Origin of the sequence: Rothia mucilaginosa (genome assembly GCF_901875305.1) — a bacterium.
Classification (GTDB): Bacteria; Actinomycetota; Actinomycetes; order Actinomycetales; family Micrococcaceae; genus Rothia.
Map to the genome: position 1 here is coordinate 140,966 of NZ_CABFLY010000002.1, position 25,923 is coordinate 166,888.

The 25,923-nt window shown below is 61.3% G+C and carries 20 protein-coding genes; 17 read left to right on the plus strand and 3 right to left on the minus strand.

The window, feature by feature from the left end; translation table 11 throughout:
• Positions 1 to 106 precede the first annotated feature (106 nt).
• Positions 107 to 922, plus strand: coding sequence for an alpha/beta hydrolase (locus JX292_RS02800; protein ID WP_204861193.1), 816 nt, complete (start codon positions 107 to 109; stop codon positions 920 to 922).
• A 96-nt stretch (positions 923 to 1,018) separates the two neighbouring features.
• Here the strand turns inward: JX292_RS02800 and JX292_RS02805 are convergent, their stop codons facing one another.
• Positions 1,019 to 2,305, minus strand: coding sequence for an AI-2E family transporter (locus JX292_RS02805; protein WP_204861194.1), 1,287 nt, complete (start codon positions 2,303 to 2,305; stop codon positions 1,019 to 1,021).
• Positions 2,306 to 2,679: 374 nt separating this feature from the next.
• Here JX292_RS02805 and JX292_RS02810 point away from each other — a divergent pair, with 374 nt between their 5' ends.
• The 6 genes from JX292_RS02810 to JX292_RS02835 all read left to right on the plus strand — a co-directional run bounded on the left by JX292_RS02810 (position 2,680) and on the right by JX292_RS02835 (position 11,306).
• Positions 2,680 to 3,684 carry a co-chaperone YbbN gene (locus tag JX292_RS02810; RefSeq protein ID WP_204861196.1) on the plus strand — a complete coding sequence of 335 codons (1,005 nt, stop codon included), beginning with the start codon at positions 2,680 to 2,682 and terminating at the stop codon, positions 3,682 to 3,684.
• A 344-nt stretch (positions 3,685 to 4,028) separates the two neighbouring features.
• Entirely contained in the window at positions 4,029 to 5,012 is a 984-nt protein-coding gene (locus JX292_RS02815; RefSeq protein ID WP_204861198.1) for an ABC transporter ATP-binding protein, read from the plus strand.
• On the plus strand, positions 4,988 to 6,664 hold the full coding sequence (locus JX292_RS02820; protein ID WP_204861200.1) for a transporter: 1,677 nt from the start codon (positions 4,988 to 4,990) through the stop codon (positions 6,662 to 6,664). Before JX292_RS02815 ends, JX292_RS02820 begins: the two co-directional genes overlap by 25 nt.
• A 158-nt stretch (positions 6,665 to 6,822) precedes the next feature.
• Complete coding sequence (locus tag JX292_RS02825) at positions 6,823 to 7,122, plus strand: DUF3039 domain-containing protein (protein WP_204861202.1); 300 nt, start codon at positions 6,823 to 6,825, stop codon at positions 7,120 to 7,122.
• Positions 7,123 to 7,362: 240 nt separating this feature from the next.
• The gene (locus JX292_RS02830; RefSeq protein WP_204861205.1) at positions 7,363 to 9,150 is read left to right on the plus strand and encodes a DEAD/DEAH box helicase; all 1,788 of its coding nucleotides are present in this window, start codon (positions 7,363 to 7,365) and stop codon (positions 9,148 to 9,150) included.
• 620 nt (positions 9,151 to 9,770) lie between these two features.
• Positions 9,771 to 11,306, plus strand: coding sequence for a transcriptional initiation protein Tat (locus JX292_RS02835; RefSeq protein WP_204861207.1), 1,536 nt, complete (start codon positions 9,771 to 9,773; stop codon positions 11,304 to 11,306).
• Between the two features lie 536 nt (positions 11,307 to 11,842).
• Here the strand turns inward: JX292_RS02835 and JX292_RS02840 are convergent.
• Both JX292_RS02840 and JX292_RS02845 read right to left on the minus strand, forming a co-directional pair.
• A complete protein-coding gene (locus JX292_RS02840) occupies positions 11,843 to 12,469 on the minus strand; it encodes an isochorismatase family protein (RefSeq protein WP_204861210.1) in 627 nt (208 codons plus the stop codon).
• A gap of 137 nt (positions 12,470 to 12,606) precedes the next feature.
• On the minus strand, positions 12,607 to 13,905 hold the full coding sequence (locus JX292_RS02845; protein ID WP_204861219.1) for a nicotinate phosphoribosyltransferase: 1,299 nt from the start codon (positions 13,903 to 13,905) through the stop codon (positions 12,607 to 12,609).
• Between the two features lie 281 nt (positions 13,906 to 14,186).
• Here JX292_RS02845 and clpS point away from each other — a divergent pair, with 281 nt between their 5' ends.
• The 10 genes from clpS (at position 14,187) to cydB (ending at position 25,807) form a co-directional block, all read left to right on the plus strand.
• The gene (gene clpS, locus JX292_RS02850; protein ID WP_204861221.1) at positions 14,187 to 14,522 is read left to right on the plus strand and encodes an ATP-dependent Clp protease adapter ClpS; all 336 of its coding nucleotides are present in this window, start codon (positions 14,187 to 14,189) and stop codon (positions 14,520 to 14,522) included.
• A complete protein-coding gene (locus JX292_RS02855; protein WP_204861223.1) occupies positions 14,522 to 15,097 on the plus strand; it encodes a DUF2017 domain-containing protein in 576 nt (191 codons plus the stop codon). The genes clpS and JX292_RS02855 overlap by 1 nt, the downstream gene beginning before the upstream one ends.
• A gap of 230 nt (positions 15,098 to 15,327) precedes the next feature.
• Positions 15,328 to 16,350 carry a glutamate racemase gene (gene murI / locus JX292_RS02860; RefSeq protein WP_204861226.1) on the plus strand — a complete coding sequence of 341 codons (1,023 nt, stop codon included), beginning with the start codon at positions 15,328 to 15,330 and terminating at the stop codon, positions 16,348 to 16,350.
• A complete protein-coding gene (locus JX292_RS02865; RefSeq protein ID WP_204861228.1) occupies positions 16,341 to 17,231 on the plus strand; it encodes an MBL fold metallo-hydrolase in 891 nt (296 codons plus the stop codon). The genes murI and JX292_RS02865 overlap by 10 nt, the downstream gene beginning before the upstream one ends.
• A 57-nt stretch (positions 17,232 to 17,288) precedes the next feature.
• The gene (gene rph, locus JX292_RS02870; protein ID WP_204861230.1) at positions 17,289 to 18,023 is read left to right on the plus strand and encodes a ribonuclease PH; all 735 of its coding nucleotides are present in this window, start codon (positions 17,289 to 17,291) and stop codon (positions 18,021 to 18,023) included.
• Between the two features lie 89 nt (positions 18,024 to 18,112).
• Positions 18,113 to 18,769 (plus strand): non-canonical purine NTP pyrophosphatase, encoded by a 657-nt coding sequence (locus JX292_RS02875; RefSeq protein ID WP_204861232.1) that lies wholly within the window; start codon positions 18,113 to 18,115, stop codon positions 18,767 to 18,769.
• 290 nt (positions 18,770 to 19,059) lie between these two features.
• Positions 19,060 to 20,289 (plus strand): peptidase E, encoded by a 1,230-nt coding sequence (locus tag JX292_RS02880; RefSeq protein ID WP_204861235.1) that lies wholly within the window; start codon positions 19,060 to 19,062, stop codon positions 20,287 to 20,289.
• Positions 20,290 to 20,527: 238 nt separating this feature from the next.
• Positions 20,528 to 22,630, plus strand: a complete 2,103-nt coding sequence (locus JX292_RS02885) for a DNA gyrase/topoisomerase IV subunit B (protein ID WP_204861237.1) — start codon at positions 20,528 to 20,530, stop codon at positions 22,628 to 22,630.
• Between the two features lie 513 nt (positions 22,631 to 23,143).
• On the plus strand, positions 23,144 to 24,715 hold the full coding sequence (locus JX292_RS02890) for a cytochrome ubiquinol oxidase subunit I (protein WP_204861240.1): 1,572 nt from the start codon (positions 23,144 to 23,146) through the stop codon (positions 24,713 to 24,715).
• A 21-nt stretch (positions 24,716 to 24,736) separates the two neighbouring features.
• Entirely contained in the window at positions 24,737 to 25,807 is a 1,071-nt protein-coding gene (gene cydB, locus JX292_RS02895; protein WP_204861242.1) for a cytochrome d ubiquinol oxidase subunit II, read from the plus strand.
• The last annotated feature ends 116 nt before the right edge of the window (positions 25,808 to 25,923 follow it).

Below are 25,923 nucleotides of genomic sequence, written 5' to 3' on the forward strand. Positions count from 1 at the left end.
GAGTATCGTGTCGGATGATTCGGCGCCCCACTGCTAGAAACCCCAACGTTAGAAGATTGACAGACGCGCACGCGCCTGCATCTCAAGAGTGAAGGAACCCCCCCCCATGAGCACCGCAGAGGTTACCTGCGAGCAGGAATTCGACCCCGCCCGCTACGTCTTCAACACCCCCGCAGAACCCACCCCCATTAAGGCTCGCACCGTCTTGCCTGCACGCCGCGAGAATTTCGTTGTGACTACCGCCGACGGCAAGCGCCTGGTCGGTGAGCTGGCCCTGCCCGAGGGCGAGATTAAGGCAACCCTGGTGACCTTCCACCCGCTGCCCACCCACGGCGGCTACATGGACTCTCACGTGTACAAGAAGGCGTCCTTCCGCCTGCCGGCTTTGGCGAATATCGCGGTGCTGCGCTTCAATACGCGCGGCACCTCCTCTATTCGCGGCACCAGCGAGGGCGTCTTTGACGGCGGCTTCGCCGAGAAGAAGGACTTCGACGCAATCCTGAAGTTCGTATGCGAGCGCGCCCTGCCGAACCCGTGGCTGGTCGGCTGGTCTTTCGGTACCGAACTGGTGCTCAAGTACGGCCCCGAATACGCCGGCGAGTTCACCGGCGCGATTCTGCTCTCCCCGCCGTTGCACCGCGTGCACCCGGCTGAGCTGGACGAGTGGAACAAGATCTCTAACCCGCTGTATGCGTTGGTCCCCGAGCACGACGACTACCTGCAGCCGCCCGCAGCCCGCGAACGCTTCGCCGCTGTGCCCCGCACCCACGTGATTCCGTTCGAAGGATGCAAGCACCTGTGGGTGGGCGAGAAGTCGGTGCAGCAGGTGCTCAACACCGTGGTGAGCATCGTGACCGGTACTGAAACTGAACTGCCGACCGAATACAACGGCCCTGTGGCAGAAGAAATTACCGAACTCTAAACGTGAACGCAGTAGCGAAAGGGCGGCGGCTTTGGACGAAACCAAAGCCGCCGCCCTTTCACAGACTCGAGACCCCTCGGCGGGGAGAGTGAATCTTTAGAGCTGATCCTGGCGGGGGATAAACACCTCACGAATCAAAATCAGCATCGAAGCTGCCACGGGGATTGCGATGAGTGCACCCAACACGCCCCAGAGAGCGCCACCGGCAGCTACCGAAATAATGGCCACACCAGCAGGCACCGACACCGCGCGGGCCATAATGCGCGGGGAGATGAGGTACGACTCAACCTGCAGGTACAGGAAGTACACGATAGCGAACCACAGCGCCATGCTCCAGCCCTGGGTCAGTAGGACCAGCGAGGTCAGAATTAGTGCCGCCACGCCTCCAACGAGCGGGATGAAGGCCAGAATCAGAATGACGATGGCCATCAACTGCGGGAAATTGAACCCCAAGAAGAGCATGGTGAAGAAGGCGAAAAGGGCGTTGAATACGGCTACCAGAGCCTGACCCATCACGTAGTTGCCCACCGAGTCGGTGATCTTGTCGGTGATGTACTTGACGCGGGTGCGCTTGGACCCCGGCGCCAGACGTACACCCCAGGCCTTGATGGTGTCCATCGAGGAGAGGAAATACAGGGACAGGAACAGAACAATAATCACACCGGTCACGCTCTGCGCCAGGGTAGAACCGGCTGACAGCAGGCTCGACATAAAGCCATTGACCTGTGAAGACGAGAAAGTCGACTCCAGGAACTTGGGAACGTTCTCATTCACCCAGGTGCTGATGTTGAACTGCTGGTCAAGCTCGTGGTACCAATCCGAATTGAGAACGTTCTGGTAAATATTCGGGGCGTACTGCACAAACTTGGTGGCCTGCTCATTGATAACCGGGCCGATAGTCATGACCAAGCCTGTGACAGCGCCGGCAAATCCGGCGAGCACAGCAATCACGCCGATGTTGCGCTTAATACCCCAGGACTCCAGGCGACGCACAATCGGGTCCAGACCCAATGCAATGAAAATAGCGCCGGTTACCCAGCCCACCAGGGCGCCCACGTTATTGAAGATGTAATAGGCCAACAACGCCAGACCCACGCCAACAGCCATGAGGAAACCGAATGCGACGGGGTTGTGCATCATGGAGGTTTTACCGTTGCCAACAACCTTCGGTGGGGGAGGAGTATCAGGGTCGGCAGTAGGCACCACGGGTAGGGTATCGGTCGGGGGCATAGACGCGCGTCGACGGTTGGACCGCACCTGGCTGATGCTCTCGGTCAAATCGGTGAGGGTGCCCGTCAGCTGATCGGCGAGGGATTCCTTCTTGTGGTGTTCCTCGGAATGTTGTTCCCCGCCATCACCGGAGGGGTGCTTCTGATTGCTCATACGAATCCTTTTCGAGGGAATCGGAGATTGATGCGTTGTGCGTTGCGACGTCGCGTATGTCTGCGGCGCTTCTCTACTGTGCCATTTTACCGGCTCGTAGTCGCGATGGGCGCGTCTGCCGTGACAGGAGTGCCGTGCGGGCGGCATGGCTGTACCAATCGCGCCCCCACTCGCTTGGATGTGCTGAGAGCTAAGGGGCGGGAGTTAGTGCCTCCCCGTGAGGTGAAACGGGGATAATGGAGGGGAGAGCCGCAATAGGTTGGGCTACCGCGCGGGAGCTCCGGGGCTCAAAACCGTCGATAGTGAATGGTGCGCGCGGCACGAGAGGTTGAATGGCGGGAAACGCCGAACAGTGAGAACGGAAGGAACGCAGGATGAGCATTATCTTTGACCCGGCAGACCGCGGGCAGAACGCAGGCGCGCAGAACAACGCCGCGCGGGGTGGGGCGCAGGCGGCGCAGGCCGAGGCGAATATCCCCGCCTCGGTGCGCAACGCCGTGGAGCTTAACCCCGCCTCCGGCACGCAGGGGTCCGCTGCATCCTCGAGCGCTCAGCCCGATGCGCCAGCTGCCCCCACTTGGCGCTATGACGTTAATACTCCTGAAGAGTTCCAGAAGTTTGTGCAGCTTTCCAGCCAGGGCGCTGTGATTTTTGCGCTCTATGCGCCGCATTCGCCGTCTTCCCTGCAGATGCTCGAGGGCGTACAGAAGCTCGTCGACTCCGCCGCAGGTAGTATGATCTGCGCCGCCGTGGATATCACCAAGCTGCCCGAGGCCGCGCAGGCCTTCGGCGTGAGCGGCGTACCCGCCGGCGTGGCCGTGCTGGGCGGCCGACCCGCCCCGATTTACACCGGCCCTGTTAGCGCCGAGGACCTGGCCGACGTGCTCTCGCAGGTTTTGCAGCTCGCGGCCCAGTACCAGCTGCCCGGTGGTTTTGACCCCGCCGTGCCTGAGGATGAGAAGCCCCTGCCGCCCCTGCACGCTGAGGCCGTGGCCGCCCTGGATCGCGGCGACCTGCCCGCCGCCCGTGAGGCCTACCGCAAGGCCATCGCCGAGAATCCCGGCGATAAGGAGGCGAAGCTCGGCCTCGAACAGGTGGAGCTACTGGCCCGCGTGAAGGACCTGGATCTGGCCACCGAACGCGCCGCCGCCGCATCCGATCCGATGAATATTGAGGCGGCTTTCAACGTGGCTGACCTGGATCTGGTGGGCGGCCACGTGGAGGACGCCTACAACCGTCTGCTACGCCTGTTCAGCGCGGTGGGTGCCGACGATAAGAAGCGCGTGCGTGAGCGCCTCGTGCAGCTCTTCGACGTCGTGGGCGCCTCGGATCCGCGCACGGTGAAGGCGCGTGCCGCCCTGACCATGGCTCTGTTCTAAAGACGCTCCCCGGTGTGGCCGGGGAAACTTCCACGAGAGATACCCTCCGGAAGATTCGCTCCGGTATATCCGGGATGATGTGTCACGGGCGGGCCGCTGCCTCGTTCGACCCATAGGGCCGACGGGGTGGCGGCCCGTTTGCGTGCGTAGCGCGCCGGCAGGGTAGGGGGCGGCGTCTTCACTGTGGGGCCCCTACGAACGGCTTCTCTGTGAATGGTCTTGAACGCCCGGACTGTGAACAAATGACATTTTTGAGCATCTTTCAGGAAAAGGTATTTTGGCTGATGGGGGGGGGTGATAGGGTGAGAGCGTGACCCGTTACCCTCATGCATAAGGAGCAAACAATGCCCCAGGATCCGGTAAACAATCCACCCCACAATCCGCAGCACGGAATATTGCAGAACGGGGCAGCGCAGACTCCTGCCCAACAGAGCCCTGCTCAGCCCGAAAACCCGGTAGCCCCGCAGCCCAACCGGCCCGCCTACGCCCAGCCGGGCCAGCAACCCCCGCAGTTCCAGCCGGCCCCCGCGCAACTTCCCGTGGCGCCTCCTCGGGTGCCGCCGCAGGCTGGGGCCGCCGTCGAGATTCGGGGCCTCACCAAGCTCTTTGACGACAAGGTCGCGGTGGACCGCATCAACCTGGCAATTCCCTCCGGCTCGTTCTACGGGCTGGTCGGCCGCAACGGTGCGGGTAAGACCACCACCATTTCCATGGTCACCGGTATGCTTCAACCCACCGAGGGCACCGCGCTGATCCGCGGCATCGACATGTGGGCCGAACCGCTCAAGGCTAAGGCGCACCTGGGCGTGCTACCCGACGGCGTGCATCTCTTCGATAAGCTCACCGGCGAGCAACTCATTACCTACTCCGGCTACCTGCACGGAATCGATAAGGAAACCGTCGCCTCCCGCGTCAAGGACCTGCTGGCCGCCATGGATCTGACCGATGCGGCGGGCCGTGCTGTCGCCGACTATTCCGCCGGTATGACCAAGAAAATCGCGCTCGCCGCGGCGCTCATCCACGCACCCTCCGTGCTGATTCTGGACGAGCCCTTCGAGGCGGTCGACCCGGTTTCTGCCGCCAATATTCAGGACATCCTGCGAGGATTTGTCGCCTCTGGCGGCACCGTGATTCTTTCTTCACACGTCATGGACCTTGTGCAGCGTCTGTGCGATCATGTGGCGATTATGGACTCGGGTCGAATCCTTGCCGCCGGTACCGTGGACGAGGTATGCGCCGGCACGAGCCTTGAAGAACGATTCGTGCAGCTGGTTGGTGGCCGCACCTCCTCGGAAGGATTGTCATGGTTGGGCATCTCGTCTCACTAAAGTGGAAGTACGTGCAGGCCTCCTTCCGCCGGAGCATCTGGGCGGTTATCGGCCTGGTCATCGCTGCCGTCTACGCGGTCATCCTGCTGGCTGGCCTCGCCCTCGGGTACGTGGGTACCGCCCTCAATACTCCCGAAACCGGCCCGCTCATTGCGCTTGTTGCCGGCTCTGTGCTCGCTATCGGCTGGGCGGTTGTCCCCATTTTCTTCAGCGGCCTGGACGGCACCCTCGACGAGAGTCGCTTCGTGCTCTTCCCCATCGAGCCCGCCACCCTGCAGAAGGGGCAGTTCCTTGGCGGTTTCGTGGGCATCCCCGGCGTTGCCTCCGTGCTAGCCGTGCTCCTGGGCCTCATCGCCTACGGTTCCCAGCCGCTCCTGCTGATCGTGTACCTGGTCTGTGCGGTGCTGGGTCTGGCCACGCTCATGGTGTGGGCGCGCCTGGCGAACCGCGTGGGCATGGCGCTGAGCGCAAACCCGCGCGTCGCTAACGTGCTGATGATTGTGGCTGCGGTGCTCATGATGAGCTTGGGCTTTATCTTCGGTGGTACCGCAACCTACCTGAGCAGGCACTGGGATGCGATGCTCCCGTTCCTGCCCTGGCTGGGCGTGACTCCCTTCGGTTCGGCCTACGCCGTACCCTACTGGCTCGCGGCGGGTAACGTTCCCGCGGCCCTCGGATGCCTGGTGCTGACCCTCGGCTACTTGGCCGGCGGCTGGTGGCTGTGGGGTAAGAACCTCGCGCGCTCCATGGCGAACGTTGGCGGTAGCGCCCATCACGCGAGCGCAGCCGAAGTCGCCGCGGGCGACCTGGGCCTGTTTGCCCGGTTCCCCGCAACCCCGCGCGGTGCGGTGGCGGCTCGTACTTTGCATTCGCTGTTGAAAGATAACCGCCTGCAGCTACTGACGGTCAGCACCGTGATGCTCTACCTGATGATGACGGTCGGTTTTCCGTTGATTATGTCTGTGGCCGGGGGAAGCGTGACCGGTGAGGTGGGGTTCGGCCCCGACCCCGAGAGCGCTAACCGCATTATTAACAGCGGCGTGATGCAGCTCTTCGGATTCTGGATCTACTTCTGCACCGTCTTCACCGGCTACTACATGTGCTTCCTCGTTTCATACGACAACACGGCCTTTAGCCTGCACGTGCTCTCCCCGCTGCGAGGTATCGACGACCGAATCGGTCGCCTGTGGGGCTACAGTATTCTCGTTGCTCCGATTGTGGTGGTGATGCTGTTGGTGGCCTCTGCGGTGAACGGACACCTGGAACTTTTCCCCATCGTGCTGATGCACCAGCTGGGCGTGTTCGCGGCGGCGGCAGGCATGGGTTGTGTGCTGGATACCTTCATCACCCCGCCCGTGGCGCCTCCCGGCGCTAACCCGTTCAAGAACCCGAAGAATAACGAGGGCATGGGCAAGCAGCTGCTCCTCATGCTTTCAATGGTCGTGGTGATGCTCAGCGCCCTGCCCGGTGGTATCTCCGTGATTGTGTATGTTCTCCTGACGCAGAATCTGCTGACTCTGGTCATCGGAGGCGTAGTGCAGCTGATGATTGGTGCGGGTTTGCTGGTTGGAGGCGTCGTCTGGGGCGGCCGCCGTTTCGACCGGTTGAGCCCCCGCATGCTGGAGCGTGTGGCTCGGTTTAAGGTGAACTAGCCTATCGCGTAACTCGTTTTGGGTTCTGCGGCCCGTGGGTGTAACAGCTCATGGGCCGCTGGTTTGCGATGAGCTACTAGAATGGAGGGAGGCATGCACGAGCGAGGAGCGGCGGTTTGACCGTGCTCGCAAGAATTTAAAACACCAAGGAGAGAAGAATGAGCTCGATTGAAGGTATTGAAGATCCGTTTGGCCCCGGAACGGCTGGCGGTACGGCACTGCTGGAGCGTGAGGAAACCCAGCTGTCTGAGCCGGGTGATCACGAGCGTTTCTCCCATTACGTGCGCAAGGAGAAGATTCTGGAGTCGGCGTTGACCGGTGAGCCGGTGCGCGCGCTGTGCGGCAAGATGTGGGTTCCGGGTCGCGACCCGCAGAAGTTCCCGGTGTGCCCGCAGTGCAAGGAGATTTACGAGGGCCTTGCACCGGGTAATGAGGGTGATAACGGCTCCGGGGAATAGTACGACTCAGACAATGCGCCTGAGCAAACCCGAGTGAATACATCTGAATAACACGCCTCAGCAGTAAAGTTAAGCGGCAAAACACCCCATGAGACTTTGCTGACGAGCATCAAATTCTTGCACCACAGCCCGGCCCAACCCGCGGATGTGGTGCTAGAATTTAACCTCGCTGTGCCCGGGGCCCGGTTTTATAACTGGCTCCGAACGGGTCGGCAGAGGCAGACGAGGAAGAAGGAGAGAATGAGCGCAGCACCAGAGGAACCCACGCTATTTGACAGCCTGGTGAAGCCGAAGCTCTCCCCGGCCTACCCCGACCGCGCCCCCTGGGGCACCTCGGTGCACCTGCGAGCCTGGCAGGCCGAGGCCATGCAGAAGTACTTCGAGACGAACCCCCGCGACTTCATGGCCGTGGCAACCCCCGGCGCGGGTAAAACCACCTTCGCGCTCACCCTCGCCAAGGAGCTCTTCAACCGCGGTACGGTACGCCAGCTGATTGTTGTGGCTCCGACCGACCACCTGAAAAAGCAGTGGGCAGACGCCGCCGCAAAGGTCGGTATTCCTATTGACCCGAACTTCAAGAACGCGGACGTGACCATCAGCCGCCACTACAAGGGTGTGGCGCTCACCTACGCGCAGGTGGCAAATAAGCCGCAGCTGCACGCCCGCAACACCGAGGCGACGAAAACCCTCGTGATTTTTGACGAGATTCACCACGCCGGCGACTCTCTCTCCTGGGGTGACGGCCTGCGCGAAGCCTTCGACGAGGCCACCCGCCGCGTGGCGCTGACTGGTACCCCGTTCCGATCCGATACCTCACCGATTCCGTTCGTCACCTACGAGGTGGACAACGACGGTATCCGCCGCTCCAAAGCGGATTACTCCTACGGTTACGGCCCCGCGCTGAAGGACCACGTGGTGCGCCCGGTCATCTTCATGGCGTACTCGGGCCAGATGCGTTGGCGCACCTCCGCCGGTGAGGAAATGGCGGCAAACCTCGGCGAAGGCTTCACCAAGGACATCACCTCCCAGGCGTGGCGTACTGCACTGGACCCCAACGGCGAATGGATCCCGACCGTGCTCGCGGCGGCCGATAAGCGCCTGACCGAGGTGCGCCGCACCGTGCCCGATGCCGGCGCGCTCGTCATCGCCACCGACCACGCGGACGCCAAGGCATACGCCGAGCAGCTGCAGAAGATTACCGGTGAACGTCCCGCCGTAATCCTCTCTGATGATCGTGAAGCATCCGCGAAAATCGACGAGTTCCGTGAAGGCATGCAGCGCTGGATGGTCGCCGTGCGCATGGTGTCCGAAGGCGTTGACGTGCCCCGCCTCGCCGTGGGCGTGTACGCCACCAGCACCAGCACGCCGCTGTTCTTCGCGCAGGCGATTGGCCGTTTCGTGCGTGCCCGCAAGCGCGGCGAAACCGCCTCCGTGTTCCTGCCGTCGGTGCCGCAGTTGATGATGCTGGCCAACGATATGGAGGTCGAGCGCGACCATGCCCTCGACCGCGGTGCGCCCCAGGAAATTGACCCTATGGTTGAGGGCCTGGACGACCACCTGATTGAGGAGGCAAACCGTGAGGAGCGTGCCTCCGAGCAACTGGCCCGCGGTAAGTTTGAGGCGCTCGGTTCGGAGGCGTCCTTCCACGGCGTGCTTTTTGACGGTGCGGAGTTCGCATCTGGCGATTTGGCGGTCGGTAGCGAGGAGGAACAGGACTTCCTGGGCATTCCGGGCCTGCTGGACGCTGAACAGGTCGGCACGCTTCTGCGTGCGCATCAGCGTGAGCATGCAGCACGTCGTCCGGCGACGGCGGCACCTTCGGTGGTGGATCACCGCCAGCTGAAGGCGCTGCGCAATAAGCTGGCGAAGAACGTGGCGGCGTGGTCGATTCGCTCGGGTAAGCCGCACGGCGTGATTCATAATGAGCTGCGTAAGATTTGTGGTGGCCCTGCGGTGGCGCAGGCTTCTGCGGAGCAGATTCAGGCGCGTATCGATAAGCTATCGGACTGGTTTGTAGGTCGACGTTAGAACATAGAGAAAAGCCCCGCGAGTGTATGCGCTCGCGGGGCTTTTGCGTGTTTTCGGGGGGGGGGGAGGGGGAGAGGGAAGAGAGAGGGAGGGAGAGAGGCGGCGTGTTGGGTGAGTTTCGCCTGAGGGTTTTCTCAGGTGTTTAAGAGCACAGCGGTGAAAAATTGTGCGGGTTGGGTCGTGGGTTTGTGTGGTTCTTGAAGCCTGAATATTGTTTTTCTGTGCATCTATTGGAGAAAAACATCGTCCGGAGGTTGTTTATGGGGTGCGTGCTGGAGGGGTTTGGGGTTGGGGGGTGTGTGATTAAAAGTTCAAGCAGGGGTTGAATACCGCAGGTCAGGAGTGGGTTTGTGGAAGATTATGTGTGTTTTTCGCTTGAAAAATTAATACGGGGGGGGGTATGCTTTCTGCAGGTGTTGGGTTTTCCTGCGCTTTTGAAGATACGCTTTGCGTTTTGATTCTTCTGGGCGGTTCAGGAACTGACGCTTGTATAGAAACATTATGCATTCGCTCTCTTCTGCACGCTATCTTCACTTTTGTGTGCGTCTGCCCTGCGTGGATTTATCAGCCGCGTTCTTGGTGAGAGTGAATGCCCAAGATATCACTCTCGAAGGACATACATGTCTACTAATATTTCTCGCCGCAAGGTTGTTGCTGGTGCAGCATGGGCTGCTCCGGTTGTCGCGGCATCTGCTGCGGTTCCCGCTTTCGCTTCCTCCACTGTGTGTGAGTACAAGACTGCTCCTAGCTACAACATCTCTGGCCAGCCTTCCGGTGCTAAGAACACTCAGAGCTTCGTTGTTCCCCCGAAGGTCGACAAGATTCGCTTTGAGGTTGTTGGCGGTGCCGGTGGTGGTTCTGCGTCTATCGCTGGTGGCTCCGGCGCATCTCTGACCGGTGAAATTGCTGTTAAGGCAGGTCAGACTGTTCAGCTTATTGCTGCTGCCGGTGGTGTGGCATACCTGGAGCGCGTGGATGGTGCGGAGAACGATCCTAAGACTCCGGCAGAAAAGCGTTACAAGATTTGGGGCACCCGTCCGGCAACCGGTGGTCAGGGTTACGGTAACGGCGGTGACGTGAATGTCTTCACCGTTCCGTCTGACGTGCAGGCTCGCGTTGACGCTAAGTGGCCTGGTGGCTCCGACATGAAGCGTTACGTCCACGGTGGCTCCGGTGGTGGTTCTTCCGCTCTAATCATCGACGGCACTCCGATTGCTGTTGCAGGCGGCGGTGGCGGCGCGGGTATTCGTACTCAGCCGGCTACTAACAATGTTCTGAATGAAACCCGTGAGAAGAAGGATTCTGCGGGTCGTGTTATTGGTACTGAGCCTAACCCTTACTTCAACTCCAAGGCGAAGGACACCGGCACTATTAGGCTGGAAGACCCTTCGAATGTTTCTGTTCTGCCTGCAGGTGCAAGCGCATCCGCTGCTGTCGGTGACACTGCAGAGACCTCCGTCTCCTGGTACACCCACCTGAAGGATGCATCCGGTAAGCGTACCCCCACCTCCGCAATGACTGTTGCCGGTGGTGGCGGTGGCGGCAACGGCACCGGTGGTACCGGTGGTGAGAAGCCTCGCCTGTACGCTCTGGCTAATGTCTTTGGTGTTATGGGCTTCACGAGCCAGAACAACCAGGAAATCTTCAGCTCCTCCACCGCTGGTGACACCGGTGGTAACGGCTTCGATGGTAAGGGTGCTGACGGTGTCTCCGCATATTCCTACCAGCTGGATAACCACCCCGATCTGCCGAAGGAGTCTATCCCCGTTACTAACCAGAAGGCTATCGATGCAGGCGTGGTTAAGGGCGATGAGAGGGGCGGCCTTGAGGTTGATTCTGCAAAGAAGAGCTTTAACGGTTACCAGGGCGTTGTCTCCGCAGGTGGTGGCGCAGGCTACGGTGGCGGCGGCTCCGGTGCTGTTCGTGCACTCTCCTCGATTCTGACCGGCGAGAAGTGGAACGGTAACACCGCTGCTAAGGGTGGTGTCCGCCAGAATGTTGGTGCGCTACTTCAGGCTGGCTCCGGTGGTGCAGGTGGCTCCTACATTGCTCCCGCTGTGTCTGGTGGTGCTATTACCTCCGCTAACAACGGTGCCCATGAATCTGGCGTTCGTAACCCCGGTTACGTGAAGATTACCCTTTGCGAGCGCGTCTAATAGTGTGCGTATCCGAGTCCCCCTCTTGGGTTACTCGGTGGGTTAGATACTAACCCCTCCGGCTCTCCCGCTCCTGAAATCTCATCAGGGGCGGGAGAACCGGCCCCTAAGTTTTAGTCCCTCCAGAGGCGCATTCGTGTGCATTTGGCGTGAGGACTGCATGCTTCTCTGACGAGTGGTCTCTTGGTGTATTTAGCCACTCTCAGAGAACGCCATTGAGTGATGTCTCGTTGAGTCTCAACGGTGAAACCAATGGCTTTGAGGAAAAGGTTGGCAGTAGTGCGCCAACCTGAGGGCCCGCAGACACTTCGGTGACTGCGGGCCCTCACTACACCCAAAACACCTTCATCACGGCCCCGGGCTACCAGAACATACCCCAATCGGTCAGCACATACAAAAAGGTGGGGAGCCCGGGATAGTACGTCCCAGGCTCCCCGCCTCTGCTATTCAGCGTCTCTGTATATTCAACGCCTCTGTGCATTTCAGTGCCCGCCTGAAAAGGCGAGCTACCGAGCTGCCTCAAGCGATAGCGGAGGTTACAGGACCTCCACGACCTCCACGCCGTCGGCTTCCAGTGCCTCAGTGGTTTCGTTAAGCTTGTCCTCGTGCACGGGCGCGGTCAGATCAATCAGAACGCGGGTCTCGTAGCCAGCATCGACCGCATCGCGCGCGGTAGCCGCCACACAGTAATCGGTAGCGATACCGACAATGTCAACGTACTCGATACCGCGCTCATCCAGCCACTCCGACAGGGGAGTCTGCGGGCCATCCTCAGAAGCATCCACGCCCGGCTCGTGCTCGCCCGTGGCCACCTCATCCTCAGGAGCCAGCAGACCCTCGAAGCCCGAGTATGCGGCCTCGTAGCGGCCCTTACGGAAGTACGCCTCAATGTAGTCGGTGTCCAGGTTCTCGTGAATCTGCGCACCCTTGCTCTTGGCCACGCAGTGCACCGGCCAGGAGTCCACAAAATCCGGAGTGTCGGAGAAATGCGAACCCGGATCGATGTGCCAATCCTGAGTAGCCACAATAGCGTCATAGCGGTGGTGGTTGTTCTCCACGAACTCACTAATCAGCGAAGCCACCTCAGCGCCGCGTGCGGTCGCCAGGGAACCGCCCTCGCAGAAGTCGTTCTGCACGTCCACAATAATCAATGCCTTAGACATAGCCGTCCTTATCAAGCCGTTCCTATACGGTCACGGGTAGAAGTATGGCACACCGCCCCGCGTGATTGCGCCGGATACACCCCTTCCTCAAAGAAAGGGTATCGCGGCGGCTCGCGGGGCGGGCACCGTAGGGAGTTTTAGATGAATTCGGTCGGAATAACCGGCTCGCCCTCGGAAAAGCGGCGAGCGGCCTCGGGCAGCTCGGCCAGGGAAGCGGCGTGGCGGGCGGTCGCGCGGCGCACGCCCTCCTCGCCGGTGAAGCCGGGCAGCAGCTCACCCTCGCGGACGAAGTCCACGATCAGGGGGCGGGTGTCCTCGTGCAGAGCCGGGTCTTCATGGGTTCCCAGAACCTCGGCCGTCGCGATGCCCATGCTGTTCAGGCGGCGGGCCGCGAGCTTGGCGCCGCCCACCGAGACCTTACCGGCCGAAGCCTTGGCGACCGGCTGAATCTCGCCCGCGGAGTTCTCGCGAGCCACGACCTTGTACACCATGGAGGAGGTCGGCGCACCCGAACCGGTCACCAGGCGGGTTCCCACGCCGTAGGAGTCCACGGGAGCGGCGGCCAGCGATGCGATGGCGTACTCGTCCAGGTCACTGGTCACGGTAATCTTCGTGTTGGTGTTACCCAGCGAATCGAGCAGCTCGCGCACGTGGGCGGCGGTGGTGACCAGGTCACCCGAGTCCAGGCGAACGCCGCCGAGCTCCTCACCGGCCAGTTCCACGCCCAGGCGCACGGCGTTGTCCACGTCGTAGGTGTCGACCAGCAGGGTCGTGCGGGCACCGAGGGAACGCAGCTGCGCCTCGAAGGCCTCACGCTCATTGTCGTGCAGCAGGGTGAAGGCGTGGGCGCTGGTACCGATGGTGTGCAGGCCGTAGGAGCGGCCCGCCTCCAGGTTGGAGGTGCCTGCGAAGCCAGCAATCACGGCGGCGCGGGCAGCGGAGACAGCGGCGCGCTCGTGGGCGCGACGCGAACCCATCTCAAGGCACGGGCGGTTACCGGCGGCGGCGGTCATGCGCGAGGCGGCGCTGGCCACAGCGGAGTCAAAGTTCAGGATGGACAGCAGGTAGGTTTCGAGGATGCACGCCTCGGCAAAAGTGGACTCAACCTGCAGAACGGGGGAGTGGGGGAAGAAGGCCTCACCCTCGGCGTAGCCGCGGATGTTACCGCTGAAGCGGAAGGATTCCAAGAAGGAGAGGGTCTCCTTGTTGACGACGTTGCGGGAGGAGAGGAACGAGAGTTCTTCGTCGGTGAATCGGAATTCGGAGAGTCCCTCGAGGAAGCGGCCGGTGCCTGCAAGGACGCCGTAGCGGCGGCCTGCGGGCAGGCGGCGGGTGAAGACCTCGAAAGTGCACTTGCGCTGGGCGGCTCCGGAAGCGAGAGCTGCCTGGAGCATGGTCAGCTCGTAGTGATCGGTGAGAAGCGAAGTAGTAGTCATGTGTCCAATTGTAGAGGGGAAAGGGGGCGTTTTTCCTGTTGTGGCGGCGTGTCAATTACTACATAAAGTACTATTGACTATAAGTGGTGTAGTATGGAAAAGTACAGGTGCTCTGCCCGCCGCACGGCATACCCGGCCGTATAATCAAAAAGGGCCCGGACCCCGCACACACCACCCGCAAGCCGCCGCCACGCTACACAAAACGGCGAGGCTCAGCACCCCCGTAGCCCGGCCCCACAAACTCCGGAATCCATCAATCCGGACCCCAAAGGACCCCCCCCATGAACAACGTAGCCGTGACCCTCCCTACCGGAACCCTCTCAGCCGGAACCCTCGAAGATACCGACCTCGACGCCGCGCTAGATAATATCCTCGCCGCAGACACCCCCTGGAACGTCATTGTCTGGAACGACCCCGTCAACCTCATGACTTACGTGGCCTACGTCTTCCGCAGCCACTTCGGCTACTCCCGCGCCCGCGCCGAGGAACTCATGCTCCAGGTGCACCACAACGGCAAGGCCATCGTCTTCACCGGGACCCGCGAGGACGCCGAAAAGCACACCCAGGCAATGCACGCCTGGGGGCTTCTAGCCACCTTCGAGAAAGTGGAGAACTAATGGCACGCCCATTCCGCCGCACCCCCGGCGGCTACACCGCACGCTTTGAACAGCCCGAACGCGAGCTCATCCGAGAACTCGCAGAAGACGTACGCGCACTTCTACGCCCCGCAGACACCACCGCCGACGGCGGCACCGTCGACCCGCTCGAGGCGCTGGTCGGCATCACCGAAAACCCCACGATTCCCGAAGACAGCGCCGTGGCTCGCCTGCTCCCCGTCGCCAGCAGCGACGAGGAAAGCGCTGCCGAATACCGTCGCTACACCGAGCGCGACCTGCGCGAAACCAAGCGCGCCAACCTGGCGATGCTCGCCTTCGATATTGAGGCCAGCGACCTGCGCCTGAACGAAGAGCACGCCCGCGCCTGGGCTGCCGCCCTCGGTGATATCCGCCTGGTACTCGCCGACCGCCTGCACATTACCGATGAGGAGCGCGCCGACGAGATTGGCACCATCACCGATGCATCGCAGGTCACCAACCAGGAGGAATACATGGCCATGGTGTACAACTTCATCTCGTGGGTACAAGATTCGCTTATGCTCGCGATGATTGAGGGCCTGGACGAAGAAGAGTAGGGGAGTTTCGCGACCCGTAAGGTGCCCGCACGCGCAATAACATGGCCCGTCGACGTGCAACAGAACACCGCCCAGTGAACGGATTTTTCGTTTGACTCCTCGCTTCGTCGTCACAGACCGTCTCATAATGGTGGTTCTAGACTCATCTAACCCCATACCGGGCAGACACCACCCCAAACGCGGGTTAGCATAGAACGAGGAAACGACCGATAACGAAGTGTAAGTGACCCATGAGTGACAGCATTGACGCAACCAACCCCTACCGTGCACGCACCCCCTGGGGAAGCCCCGCACCCGTAGCCCCCACCGCCACGGCACCCATCGGCGTCTTCGACTCCGGCGTGGGCGGCCTCACCGTAGCCCGCGCCATCATGGACCAGTTGCCCCACGAACGCATCATCTACGTTGGCGACACCGCACACGGCCCCTACGGCCCCCTCAAAATTGCCGAGGTGCGCGCCAACGCCCTGCGCATCATGGACGAACTCGTCGACTCCGGCGTGAAGATGCTCGTTATCGCCTGCAACACCGCATCCGCCGCCGTGCTACGCGACGCCCGCGAACGCTACACCCGCCAGTACGGCATCCCCGTCATTGAGGTAATCCAACCCGCCGCCCGCCGCGCGCTCGCAGCAACCCGCAACCGCAAAATCGGCGTGATTGCAACGGAAGCGACCGTCACCTCCCGCGCCTACGAAGACACCTTCGCGATTACCCCCAACCTTCAGGTATACTCGGTGGCCTGCCCGCGCTTCGTGGAGTTCGTAGAGAAAGGCATCACCTCCGGCCCCGAGCTGCTCGAGACCGCCCGCGAGTACCTGCAACCCCTCAAAGATGCCGGGGTCGATACGCTCGTGCTCGGATGCACCCACTACCCGCTCCTGGCCGGCGTGATTTCCTACATCATGGGCGAGGGCGTCACCCTCGTCTCCTCCGCGGACGAGACCGCCAAAGACGTATACCGCGAACTGCTCAACCACGCCATCGAGAGCCCCAACCCCGAGGAACACCCGCACCACGAATTCCTCGCCACCGGCGAATCTGAAACCTTCGAAAACCTCGCGCGCCGCTTCCTCGGCCCCGAAGTCACGAACGTACGCCACACCAGCTCCGTGGCCGAACGCTTCCCAACCGGCTCCTTCGCGGCCATCACCCCCGAAATGCTGGCCGCACACCGTAGCATCACCCTGGACGACAACGCCGCCGAAGCCGAAGAAGCCGCGGCGCCGAAGGGAGGACCCGCATGCGCCTAACGATTATCGGCTGTACCGGTTCCTTCCCCGGCCCCGTCTCGCCGGCCAGTTGCTACATGCTCACCGCCATGGACTTCGCCGGTCGCACCTGGCGCATCATCATGGATATGGGCAACGGCTCCCTTGGCATGCTCCAACGCCATATCGACCTGAGTGATATCGACGCAATTCTGATTTCGCACCTGCACCCGGACCACTGCATCGACCTGTCCGGTCTGCACGTGGCCGTCAAATGGGACCCGCGCGGCTGGCCCAAGGGACGTATTCCGCTCTACGGCCCGGCCGCCATCAACGAGTACCTTTCAGCCACGCACGGCCTGGACCCCGACCCGGGCATGAGTACCGAGTTCGAGTACCACACCTGGACCGAAGACGAGCCGGTACAGATCGGCCCGTTCCGCGTGGAACCCTTCCGTGTAGTGCACCCCTCAAAGGACCCGTACGCCCTACGCATTATCTGCAACGACCGCGAAGGCCACACCATCTTTGCCTACTCGGGCGATACCGACCTGTGCGACGGCCTGGTTAAGGCCGCGCGTGGTGCCGACCTGTTCCTGTGCGAAGCCGCCTACCAAGAAGGCCGCGACGACGCCCTACGCGGCATCCACCTGACCGGCAAGCGTGCCGGTGAAGCAGCGCAGGAGGCGGGCGTGCGTAACCTACTCTTAACCCACCTTCCCGTGTGGAACGACCCGGACATCGCCCGGGCCGAGGCTCGCAGCGCCTTCTCCGGCCCCGTGGGTGTTGCCGAGATGGCCGCAAGCTACCGCATCTACCCGCGCCCCACGCCGGCTCACCCGGTGACCTCCACGCTGAATGTGGTGGAGGTACTGGACCCGCCGCTGGCCGCGGCCCCTTTGCCCAAACCCGAGCTGGACTAGCACCTATATTCATCCCAACCGTGTTATAAGCCCAATAGACCAACCCAAGGAGAACCCATGACTGTAACCCGCGACGACGGCCGCGCCCTCAACGAACTGCGCCCCATCACCATCACCCGCGGCTGGTCCCGCAACGCCGAGGGGTCCGCCCTCATCGAGTTCGGCAACACCCGCGTGCTGTGCACCGCATCCTTCACCGAGGGCGTGCCGCGCTGGCTCAAGGGCGAAGGTAAGGGCTGGGTGACCGCTGAGTACGCGATGCTGCCGCGCGCCACGAACACCCGTTCTTCTCGTGAGTCGCTGAAGGGCCGCGTGGGCGGCCGCACCCACGAGATTTCTCGCCTGATTGGTCGCTCCCTGCGCGCTATCATCAACATGGATGAGCTGGGCGAGAACACCATCGTGCTCGACTGCGATGTGTTGCAGGCCGACGGCGGCACCCGCACCGCCTCGATTACCGGCGCGTACGTGGCCCTGGCCGATGCCATCACCTGGGCGAAGGAACAGAAGATTATCTCCGCTAAGGCGAACCCGCTAATCGATTCGGTGTCCGCGATTTCGGTGGGCATTATTGACGGTACCCCCATGCTTGACCTGCCCTACACCGAGGACGTGCGCGCCGAAACCGACATGAACGTGGTCGTCACCGGTAGCGGCAAGTTCGTGGAGGTTCAGGGCACCGCCGAGGGCGCCCCCTTCGACCGCGAAGAGCTCAACAGCCTGCTCGACCTGGCCCTGGAAGGCACCGCAGCGCTGGCCCAGATTCAGCGCGAGGCCCTGAAGAACGACTAGTAGGATAGGGCCGCTCGTTTGCGGCCTGCCCCCATACCGTATCCCCGTAGCGCGCATTCCGACGGGTGCGCACCAGCAAAGGAGAAACCATGGCAGAAGCAAAGATCGTTCTGGCCAGCCACAACGCAGGCAAGCTCAAGGAACTGCGCGAAATTCTGCGTGGCCGCATTGACGACCTAGACGTTGACACCCAGGTGGTTGATGCTTCCAGTGTGAACGCGCCCGACGTTCCCGAGACCGGCGTGACCTTCGCCGAAAACTCCCTGCTCAAGGCTCGCGCGGTCGCCCAGGCAACCGGTCTGATTGCTATTGCTGACGACTCGGGCCTGTCCGTGGATGTGCTCGGAGGCGCCCCCGGCATCTTCTCGGCCCGCTGGGCCGGCCGCCACGGCGACGACACCGCAAACCTGAACCTGCTACTGGCTCAGCTGAGCGATATTGCCCCCGAGCACCGCGGCGCGAAGTTCTGCTGCGCCGCATCGGTGGCCTCCCCGGACGGCTTCGAAGCGGTTGAGTACGGCGAACTGCCAGGTGAGCTGCTGACCGCTCCGGCGGGGGAGGGCGGGTTCGGTTACGATCCGATTCTGCGCCCCGTGGAGCTCAACGGCGAGAATGCCCTCTATGACGGTCAGTACGCCGGCCAGTCCTGCGCACAGATTCCCGCCGAGATTAAGAACTCAATTAGCCACCGTGCGCGTGCTTTTGAGGCGCTGATTCCGCAGATTGCTGCGGCGCTGGCTTCCTAAAACCGTCGTTAGGGGGAGCTACCGCTTCCTCACTGTGCAGGGCGCCTGCCTGGTGAGGGGAGCGCGCGATTTATTCGTACACCGCCGCTAAAAATCCCCCACCTAGATGCCAATTAAAGGCACAATAGTGTGAGAAGCTTTACCTCAAGGTTAGTGGCACCAAAGAAACTCGTCTGCTGAAGGTACCTTCGGCAGACGAGTTTTGCCGTTGAAGAGCATTTCAGAGCATCTTCCCGATGCCTGCTGTCACCGACCGCGGTAGAAAAACCTGCAGCGAAAGAGACGCACCGATGCTTATACTTCTCCTGCTGATGGCTCTAATTCTTGCCGTCGCCCTCTGGTCCTACTCATACGTGTGGCGCGGCCTCAACCGCCGTGTTATCGCCGCCGTCAAGGTGGTCGACCCCATGATTACGCTCGGCCCGTACGCCATGGTGGCCTGGGTGGGGCTGATGGGCGTTATCGCCACGAACATGTGGGCGACAGGTGTTCTTCACACGGTGCTGACCATCATTCTCTGGGTGATTGTTGCCGGCACCCTTGGCTGGGCCGGCTTCTGGCTACTCATGCACTGCCTGGGTGGTCAAACCCCGGGCAAGCGCCCCATGTGGTGGCGTGAGGCCGTCGCAGCTAAGTTCGCGTGGCGTAACCTTTCCCGCATGCCTGCATACCTGGGTGGCCGCACGAGCATCCTGCCCGTGGAGCACCCGCACCTGACCAAGCCCTACTCCGGTTCCTGGACCCGACCCGTCGGCGCGACCATGCCCGGCTACCGCCCCGACGGCGAGTACACCGATGGCTTCGACGAGTATGGCCGCAAGATGCCGCGCATCTACCCGGTCGGCCCCGAACCGACAATCTTTGAGGTGGCCCGCTGGGGCAAATCGGTAAGCTCCGATACGCTACTGACTACTTTCCTCCCTACTGCCCCATTCGAGCGTCTACGCCTGCCCGGCACCATCACCGGCCCCTTCACCTTTGCCGGTGAGGTTCCGCACGGCGCCATCACCAAGTGGCCCCGCCGCAGTGGTGCGAACCGCGCCTTCGGCTCCTACGCCCGTCTGGGAGAAATTACCGAGCGCAAGGTCGAGCTTCTCGTGGATCACCGCATCATTGCGGCGCTGCAGACCACCCGCGAAAGTTACGAACGCCGCCACAGCTGGATGCTGGCTTTCACCGACATCACGCCCGGCGACTTCGTCATCGAGGCCAACGAACAGGGCAAGCTACGCATCACCTTCGGTACCGCCACTGAAGGGTACGAAACCCCCTGGGTCTTCACGAGCACCCTGGACGACAGCCCCCGTCTGCGCCGCAAGATTCACCGCGCAATGCGCGAGCGTCGCTTACTCAAGCAGAGTAGCGGCGAGCTGATGGACTGGTACTTCGTGCCGAAGCTCAGCGAGTTCCCCCACGGCCCGGTCATTAACGAGCTGCCTGAAGCCTTCTACTTCAAATCCAATATCATGGTCACGAACCGCCACGAAAGCTCCTCGAAGGCCACGGGTGAAGCTCACTAGTGAGAGCGGTCTGGAGACCTTCTGAGGAGCGAGAAGCAGCGCTGTCGGCAACCGACCTGACCGCCCTTTCTCCCAAGCCACGCTAGAATAGAGTTCCGAACGTTGAACGCTCTGCGGGGCACGACACGCGTCGTGCCCCGCATCCGTTCTGCCCCCGTAACACCCGAGCCGGGCTCACGCTCCGCCCGGCCGGTGGCACGCTTCACCACCGCAGACATATTCATCCGAAAGGAATCCCGTGGCGTCCTCGAACTACACCGCTCGCAACCTCTCCGTTCTGGAAGGTCTTGAAGCAGTCCGCAAACGCCCGGGCATGTACATCGGCTCCACCGATTCCCGCGGCCTCATGCACTGCCTCTGGGAGATTATCGACAACTCGGTGGATGAGGCGCTCGCCGGATTCGGCCAGTCTATTCAGGTGATTCTCTACCGCGATGGTTCGGTGGAGGTTCGCGACGATGGCCGAGGTATCCCCACGGATATTGAGCCGCGTACCGGCTTATCCGGTGTGGAGGTCGTCTTCACTAAGCTTCACGCCGGCGGTAAGTTCGGCGGCGGTTCCTACACCGCCTCCGGCGGTCTGCACGGTGTGGGTGCCTCTGTGGTGAATGCGCTGTCTTCGCGCCTGGACGTGCAGGTAGATCGCGGTTCCAAGACCTACCAGATGTCGTTCCGTCACGGCATTCCCGGCCACTTCGAATCGGGCCGCACCCCCAAGCCGGACGACCCGTTCGCCCCCGCATCCGAGGGTACCGACGCCCTGCAGATTGTGGGTAAGGCAAAGCGCGGCGTGACCGGCACCCGCGTGCGCTACTGGGCTGACCCGCAGATTTTTACCCCCGACGCCAAGTTCAGCTACGAGGACCTGGTGGCGCGCGCCCGCCAGACCGCGTTCCTCATTCCGGGTCTGCGCATCTGCATTCGCGATGAGCGCCGACTGCCCGGCACCCCCGGCGAGCTGGAGGCGCACGAAGAAGTCTTCCAGTACGACGGCGGCATCAGCGAGTTCGTGGAGTTCCTGGCGCACGACGAGCGCGTCACCGATATCTGGCGTTTCAGCGGTAGCGGAACCTTCACCGAGACCGTGCCCGTGCTGGGGGAGGACGGCCGCTCGCAGCTGACCGATGTGGAACGCGATTGCGAGGTGGACGTTGCCCTGCGCTGGGGCATCGGCTACGAGACCACGATTCGCAGCTTTGTGAACATTATTTCGACCCCCAAGGGCGGCACCCACACCGCGGGCTTTGAACAGGGTCTGCTACGAGTGATGCGCAAGCACCTGGCAGACAACGCCCGCAAGTACAAGGTGGGTAACGACAAGATTGAGAAGGACGACGTTCTCGCCGGTCTGACCGCGGTTCTGACCGTGCGCCTGGCCGAGCCGCAGTTTGAGGGTCAGACCAAGGAGATTCTGGGTACCCCGGCGGTTCGCCAGATTGTTTCCAAGGTGGTGGGTGATGCCCTGAAGGCTCGCCTGGAGTCGACCGCCCGCGCTGAGAAGGCTCAGGCGACCGCTCTGTGTGAGAAGGTTGTCTCTGAGATGAAGACCCGCGTCTCTGCACGTATTCACAAGGAGACTCAGCGCCGCAAGACCGCGCTGGAGTCTTCGTCGATGCCCACCAAGCTGGTGGATTGCCGCTCGACGAACGTCGAACACTCCGAGCTGTTCATCGTGGAGGGTGACTCGGCGCTGGGTACGGCGCGTCTGGCTCGTTCCTCCTCGTACCAGGCTCTGCTGCCGATTCGCGGTAAGATCCTGAACACTCAGCGTGCCTCGGTGACCGATGTGCTCGCGAATGCTGAGTGTGCGGCGCTGATTCAGGTGATTGGCGCCGGTTCGGGTCGCACATTCGATCTGGAATCCGCCCGCTACGGCAAGGTTATTATGATGACCGATGCGGACGTGGACGGCGCCCACATCCGCACCCTGCTACTGACTCTGTTCTACCGTTACATGCGTCCGCTGATTGAGGCCGGTCGCGTGTACGCGGCGGTTCCGCCGTTGCACCGCGTGGAGGTGGTGCGCCGCGGCAAGCCGAACGAGATGGTGTACACCTACTCGGAGAAGCAGCTGCATGAGCTGCTGGGTTCTCTGCGGGAGCAGGGTGTGTCTTATAAGGAACCGATTCAGCGTTATAAGGGTCTAGGCGAGATGGACGCCGATCAGCTGGCTGAGACTACGATGGATCCGCGTCACCGCATGTTGCGTCGTGTCCGTATTGAGGATGCTGAGGCTGCTGAGCGCGCTTTCTCGTTGCTGATGGGTTCTGAGGTGGCTCCGCGTAAGGACTTCATTATTGCTGGTGCGCATCAGCTCGATGCTGAGAATATCGATATGTAGTGGTTCTGCCCCCGTGTGGGTTTGCGTGTGTATCTTCTCTTGAGATTTGTGGAAAATATGCTGACGATTTGTCATAAAGTGAGAATTTCCTATGAGAATTGTCACAGTCAGTTTCACCACGGCGCAAAAAATCGGTATTTTTGATGCGAATTTAATAAATTGGCCCTGAGTGGCTATTGTGTCAGTTTCATGGAATCCGTCACTAAAATATTGCAGTTATATGGTGTTACTGCAAGGTTTTAGGGAGGGGTGAGAAGGGGACTCAGTACCCCGAATAATGACAGGGCATCTTGCCTTCGTATTTGTCGATAACGTGCAATAAACCTTTATCCAAACGTCAAACATTTAACGCCCAGCCAGCATACAGGTACCTCACAGCATCCAATGAAAAGCCTGTACCTTAGATGAGTGAGAGACACTGTGTCAGTAACTCGTGAGCCTCCTTCACTGACGGGGGAGTACACGAGTCTGGCGCACGCGCACATCAAGTACACACATAGTAAGGACCTATCAATGGATCCCCTTGATTTTGGTAGGTGGCAGTTCGGTATCACCACCGTCTACCACTTCTTCATGGTTCCGCTGACTCTGGGTCTGGGCCTTGTAGTGACCTACCTGTACATTTGCTACGTTCGTACCAAGAAGGACGAATACAAGCGAATGACGAAGTTCTGGGGCAAGCTGTACCTCATCAACTTCGCCATGGGTGTGGCCACCGGTCTGGTTCAGGAATTCCAGTTCGGCATGGCGTGGAGCGAATACTCCCGCTTCGTGGGCGACGTCTTCGGCGCGCCGCTGGCAATGGAAGGCCTTTTCGCCTTCTTCGTTGAGTCGACCTTCCTGGGTCTGTGGATTTTCGGTTGGGATCGTCTCAAGCCTGCCATCCACGCATTCTGCCTGTTCATGGCTGTTCTCGGCTCCTGGATTTCCGCCTTCTTCATTCTGGTGGCAAACTCCTGGATGCAGCACCCCGTCGGCGTTGAGATGGTCGACGGCCGTCCCCGCATGAACGACATCGGCGCCGTGCTGATGAACCCCACCGCGTGGGTTACCTTCCCGCACGTTATCACCGCATCCATCCAGGTTGCCGGTGGCTTCCTGGTCGGTATCGCCTGGTACAAGCTGTGGCGCCGCCGCAAGGATGGTATTGACACCATCGTTGACGGCAAGGTCGTCGTTGGTGAGTCTGACAAGGGCGCACGCGACAAGAAGGACTTCCAGGTCTGGCTCAAGTCCCTGCGCCTGGGCGCAGTGGTGGGCCTCATCGGTTTCGCAGCCGTTGGTGCAACCGGCCACATGCAGGCACAGATGATGATTCACGAGCAGCCCCTGAAGATGGCTGCCGCCGAGGCAGCCTGCCACGACGGCACCTCCTTCTCTGTGCTGACCGTCGGTGAGCTTGGCGCTCAGAGCTGCGACAAGATCAACACCGTCATCGAGGTTCCTGGCGTGCTGTCCTTCCTTGCACACGACAACTTCACCACCCCGGTGAAGGGCATTAAGACCCTGGTTCCCGAGTACGAAGCTAAGTACGGCACCCATCTGCCCAACAACCCGCTCTACGGTGAGCGTGCAGGTCAGAAGATTGATTACCTGCCCTCCCTCGAGGTCTCCTACTGGGGCTTCCGCGGCATGATTGGTCTGGGTCTCATCGTGGTTCCCTTCTACCTCTACGCACTGTGGGTTACCCGCAAGAAGGGCGTGGGAACCGTTCCCGAGTCCAAGCTGCTGAAGCAGGTCGCCGTATGGTCCATCCTGGCTCCCTTCTTCGCCATCGCACTGGGCTGGATTTTCACCGAAATGGGCCGTCAGCCCTTCGTGGTTGTTCCCAACCTTGAAGGTGACCCCGCCATCCGCCTGTACACCGCGGCAGCTGTCTCCCCGGGTGTGAGCGGCGAAGAGATTCTCTTCTCGTTGCTGACCCTGGGCCTGCTCTACGGCGTGCTGATGGTCGTCGAGGTCTACCTGCTCATTAAGTACGTCAAGGCCGGCGTGGTCGCTGCTATGCCCGAGCTGGTTCAGTCGCACCACGAGGACGAGTCCGCTGACAAGTCCAAGCGCGACGTGCTGGAGTTCGCCTACTAGGCGGGTAAGGATTGATTCATCATGAACTTTGATTTCAATATCTTTGCCGGTCAGCCCACTCTGCCGACCATCTGGTTTGTCGCCATTGGCGTCTTCTTCATCATGTACCTGATTCTGGACGGTTTCGACCTGGGTGTCGGTATGCTGATGGGTTCCAAGTTCACCAAGAACGAGAAGGAACGCCGTCTGCTGCTGAACATCATCGGCCCCGTCTGGGACGGTAACGAGGTGTGGATTGTGTCCGGTGGTGCTGCCCTGTTCGCAGCATTCCCCATCTGGTACGCAGCCCTCTTCTCGGCCCTGTACATCCCCCTGACTCTCGCACTGGTCTTCCTGATTCTGCGCGTGGTTGCAATCGAGTACCGCGGTAAGAAGAACGACGAGAAGTGGATCCGTAACTGGAACATTGCTCTGTCTCTCTCCTCCTTCTTCATCGCTCTGCTCGTGGGCGCACTGCTGGGCCTGACCTCCTTGGGTCTGCCCATCAACGCAAATGGTGACCGCGTTGGCGGTGCCTTCGCCTGGATCTCCCTGCCCGTCCTGCTGGGCGGCCTGGGCTTCGTGGGCTTTGCCCTGGTTCAGGGCCTGGCCTTCGTCGCTCTGAAGACCGATGGCGAAATTCGTGACCGCGCTCGCACCCTGCTGGTGCGTTGGTCGCCGCTGCTGCTGCTGCCGATTGTTGCCTGGGTTCTGACCCTGGACTTCACCACCGGTAACGGCATCTCCTGGCTGTGCACCATCCTGGCTGTTGTTGCCGTTGTGATTGCATGGGCTTCCGCCAAGGGCGGTCGCGAGGGTCGTGCCTTCGCGGGTCTGTCCGTGTTTGTCGCATTCGGCGCACTGGCAATCTTCACCGCAATGTTCCCGAACGTTTTGCCCTCTACCCTGGATCCGGCATACTCGCTCACCATTGCGAACGCCTCCAGCTCTGAGTACACCCTGGGCGTGATGACCTTCGTGACCTGCCTTGGTCTGCCCGTCGTGTTCGTCTACCAGGCATGGACCTACTGGGTCTTCCGTAAGCGTCTGCACGTGGACCACATCCCCGATGCACACGACGCTACCGAGTTGGCTAAACTGCCGACCAAGTAGCCTGTAGCTAACGGGCCATTCTAAGAATCCCCCGGATTTCTCTTCTGAGAAGTTCGGGGGATTCTTGCGTCTGTGGGGACGCCTGTGGGGAGGGGGCGGCTCCGGGTAGCTGAGAA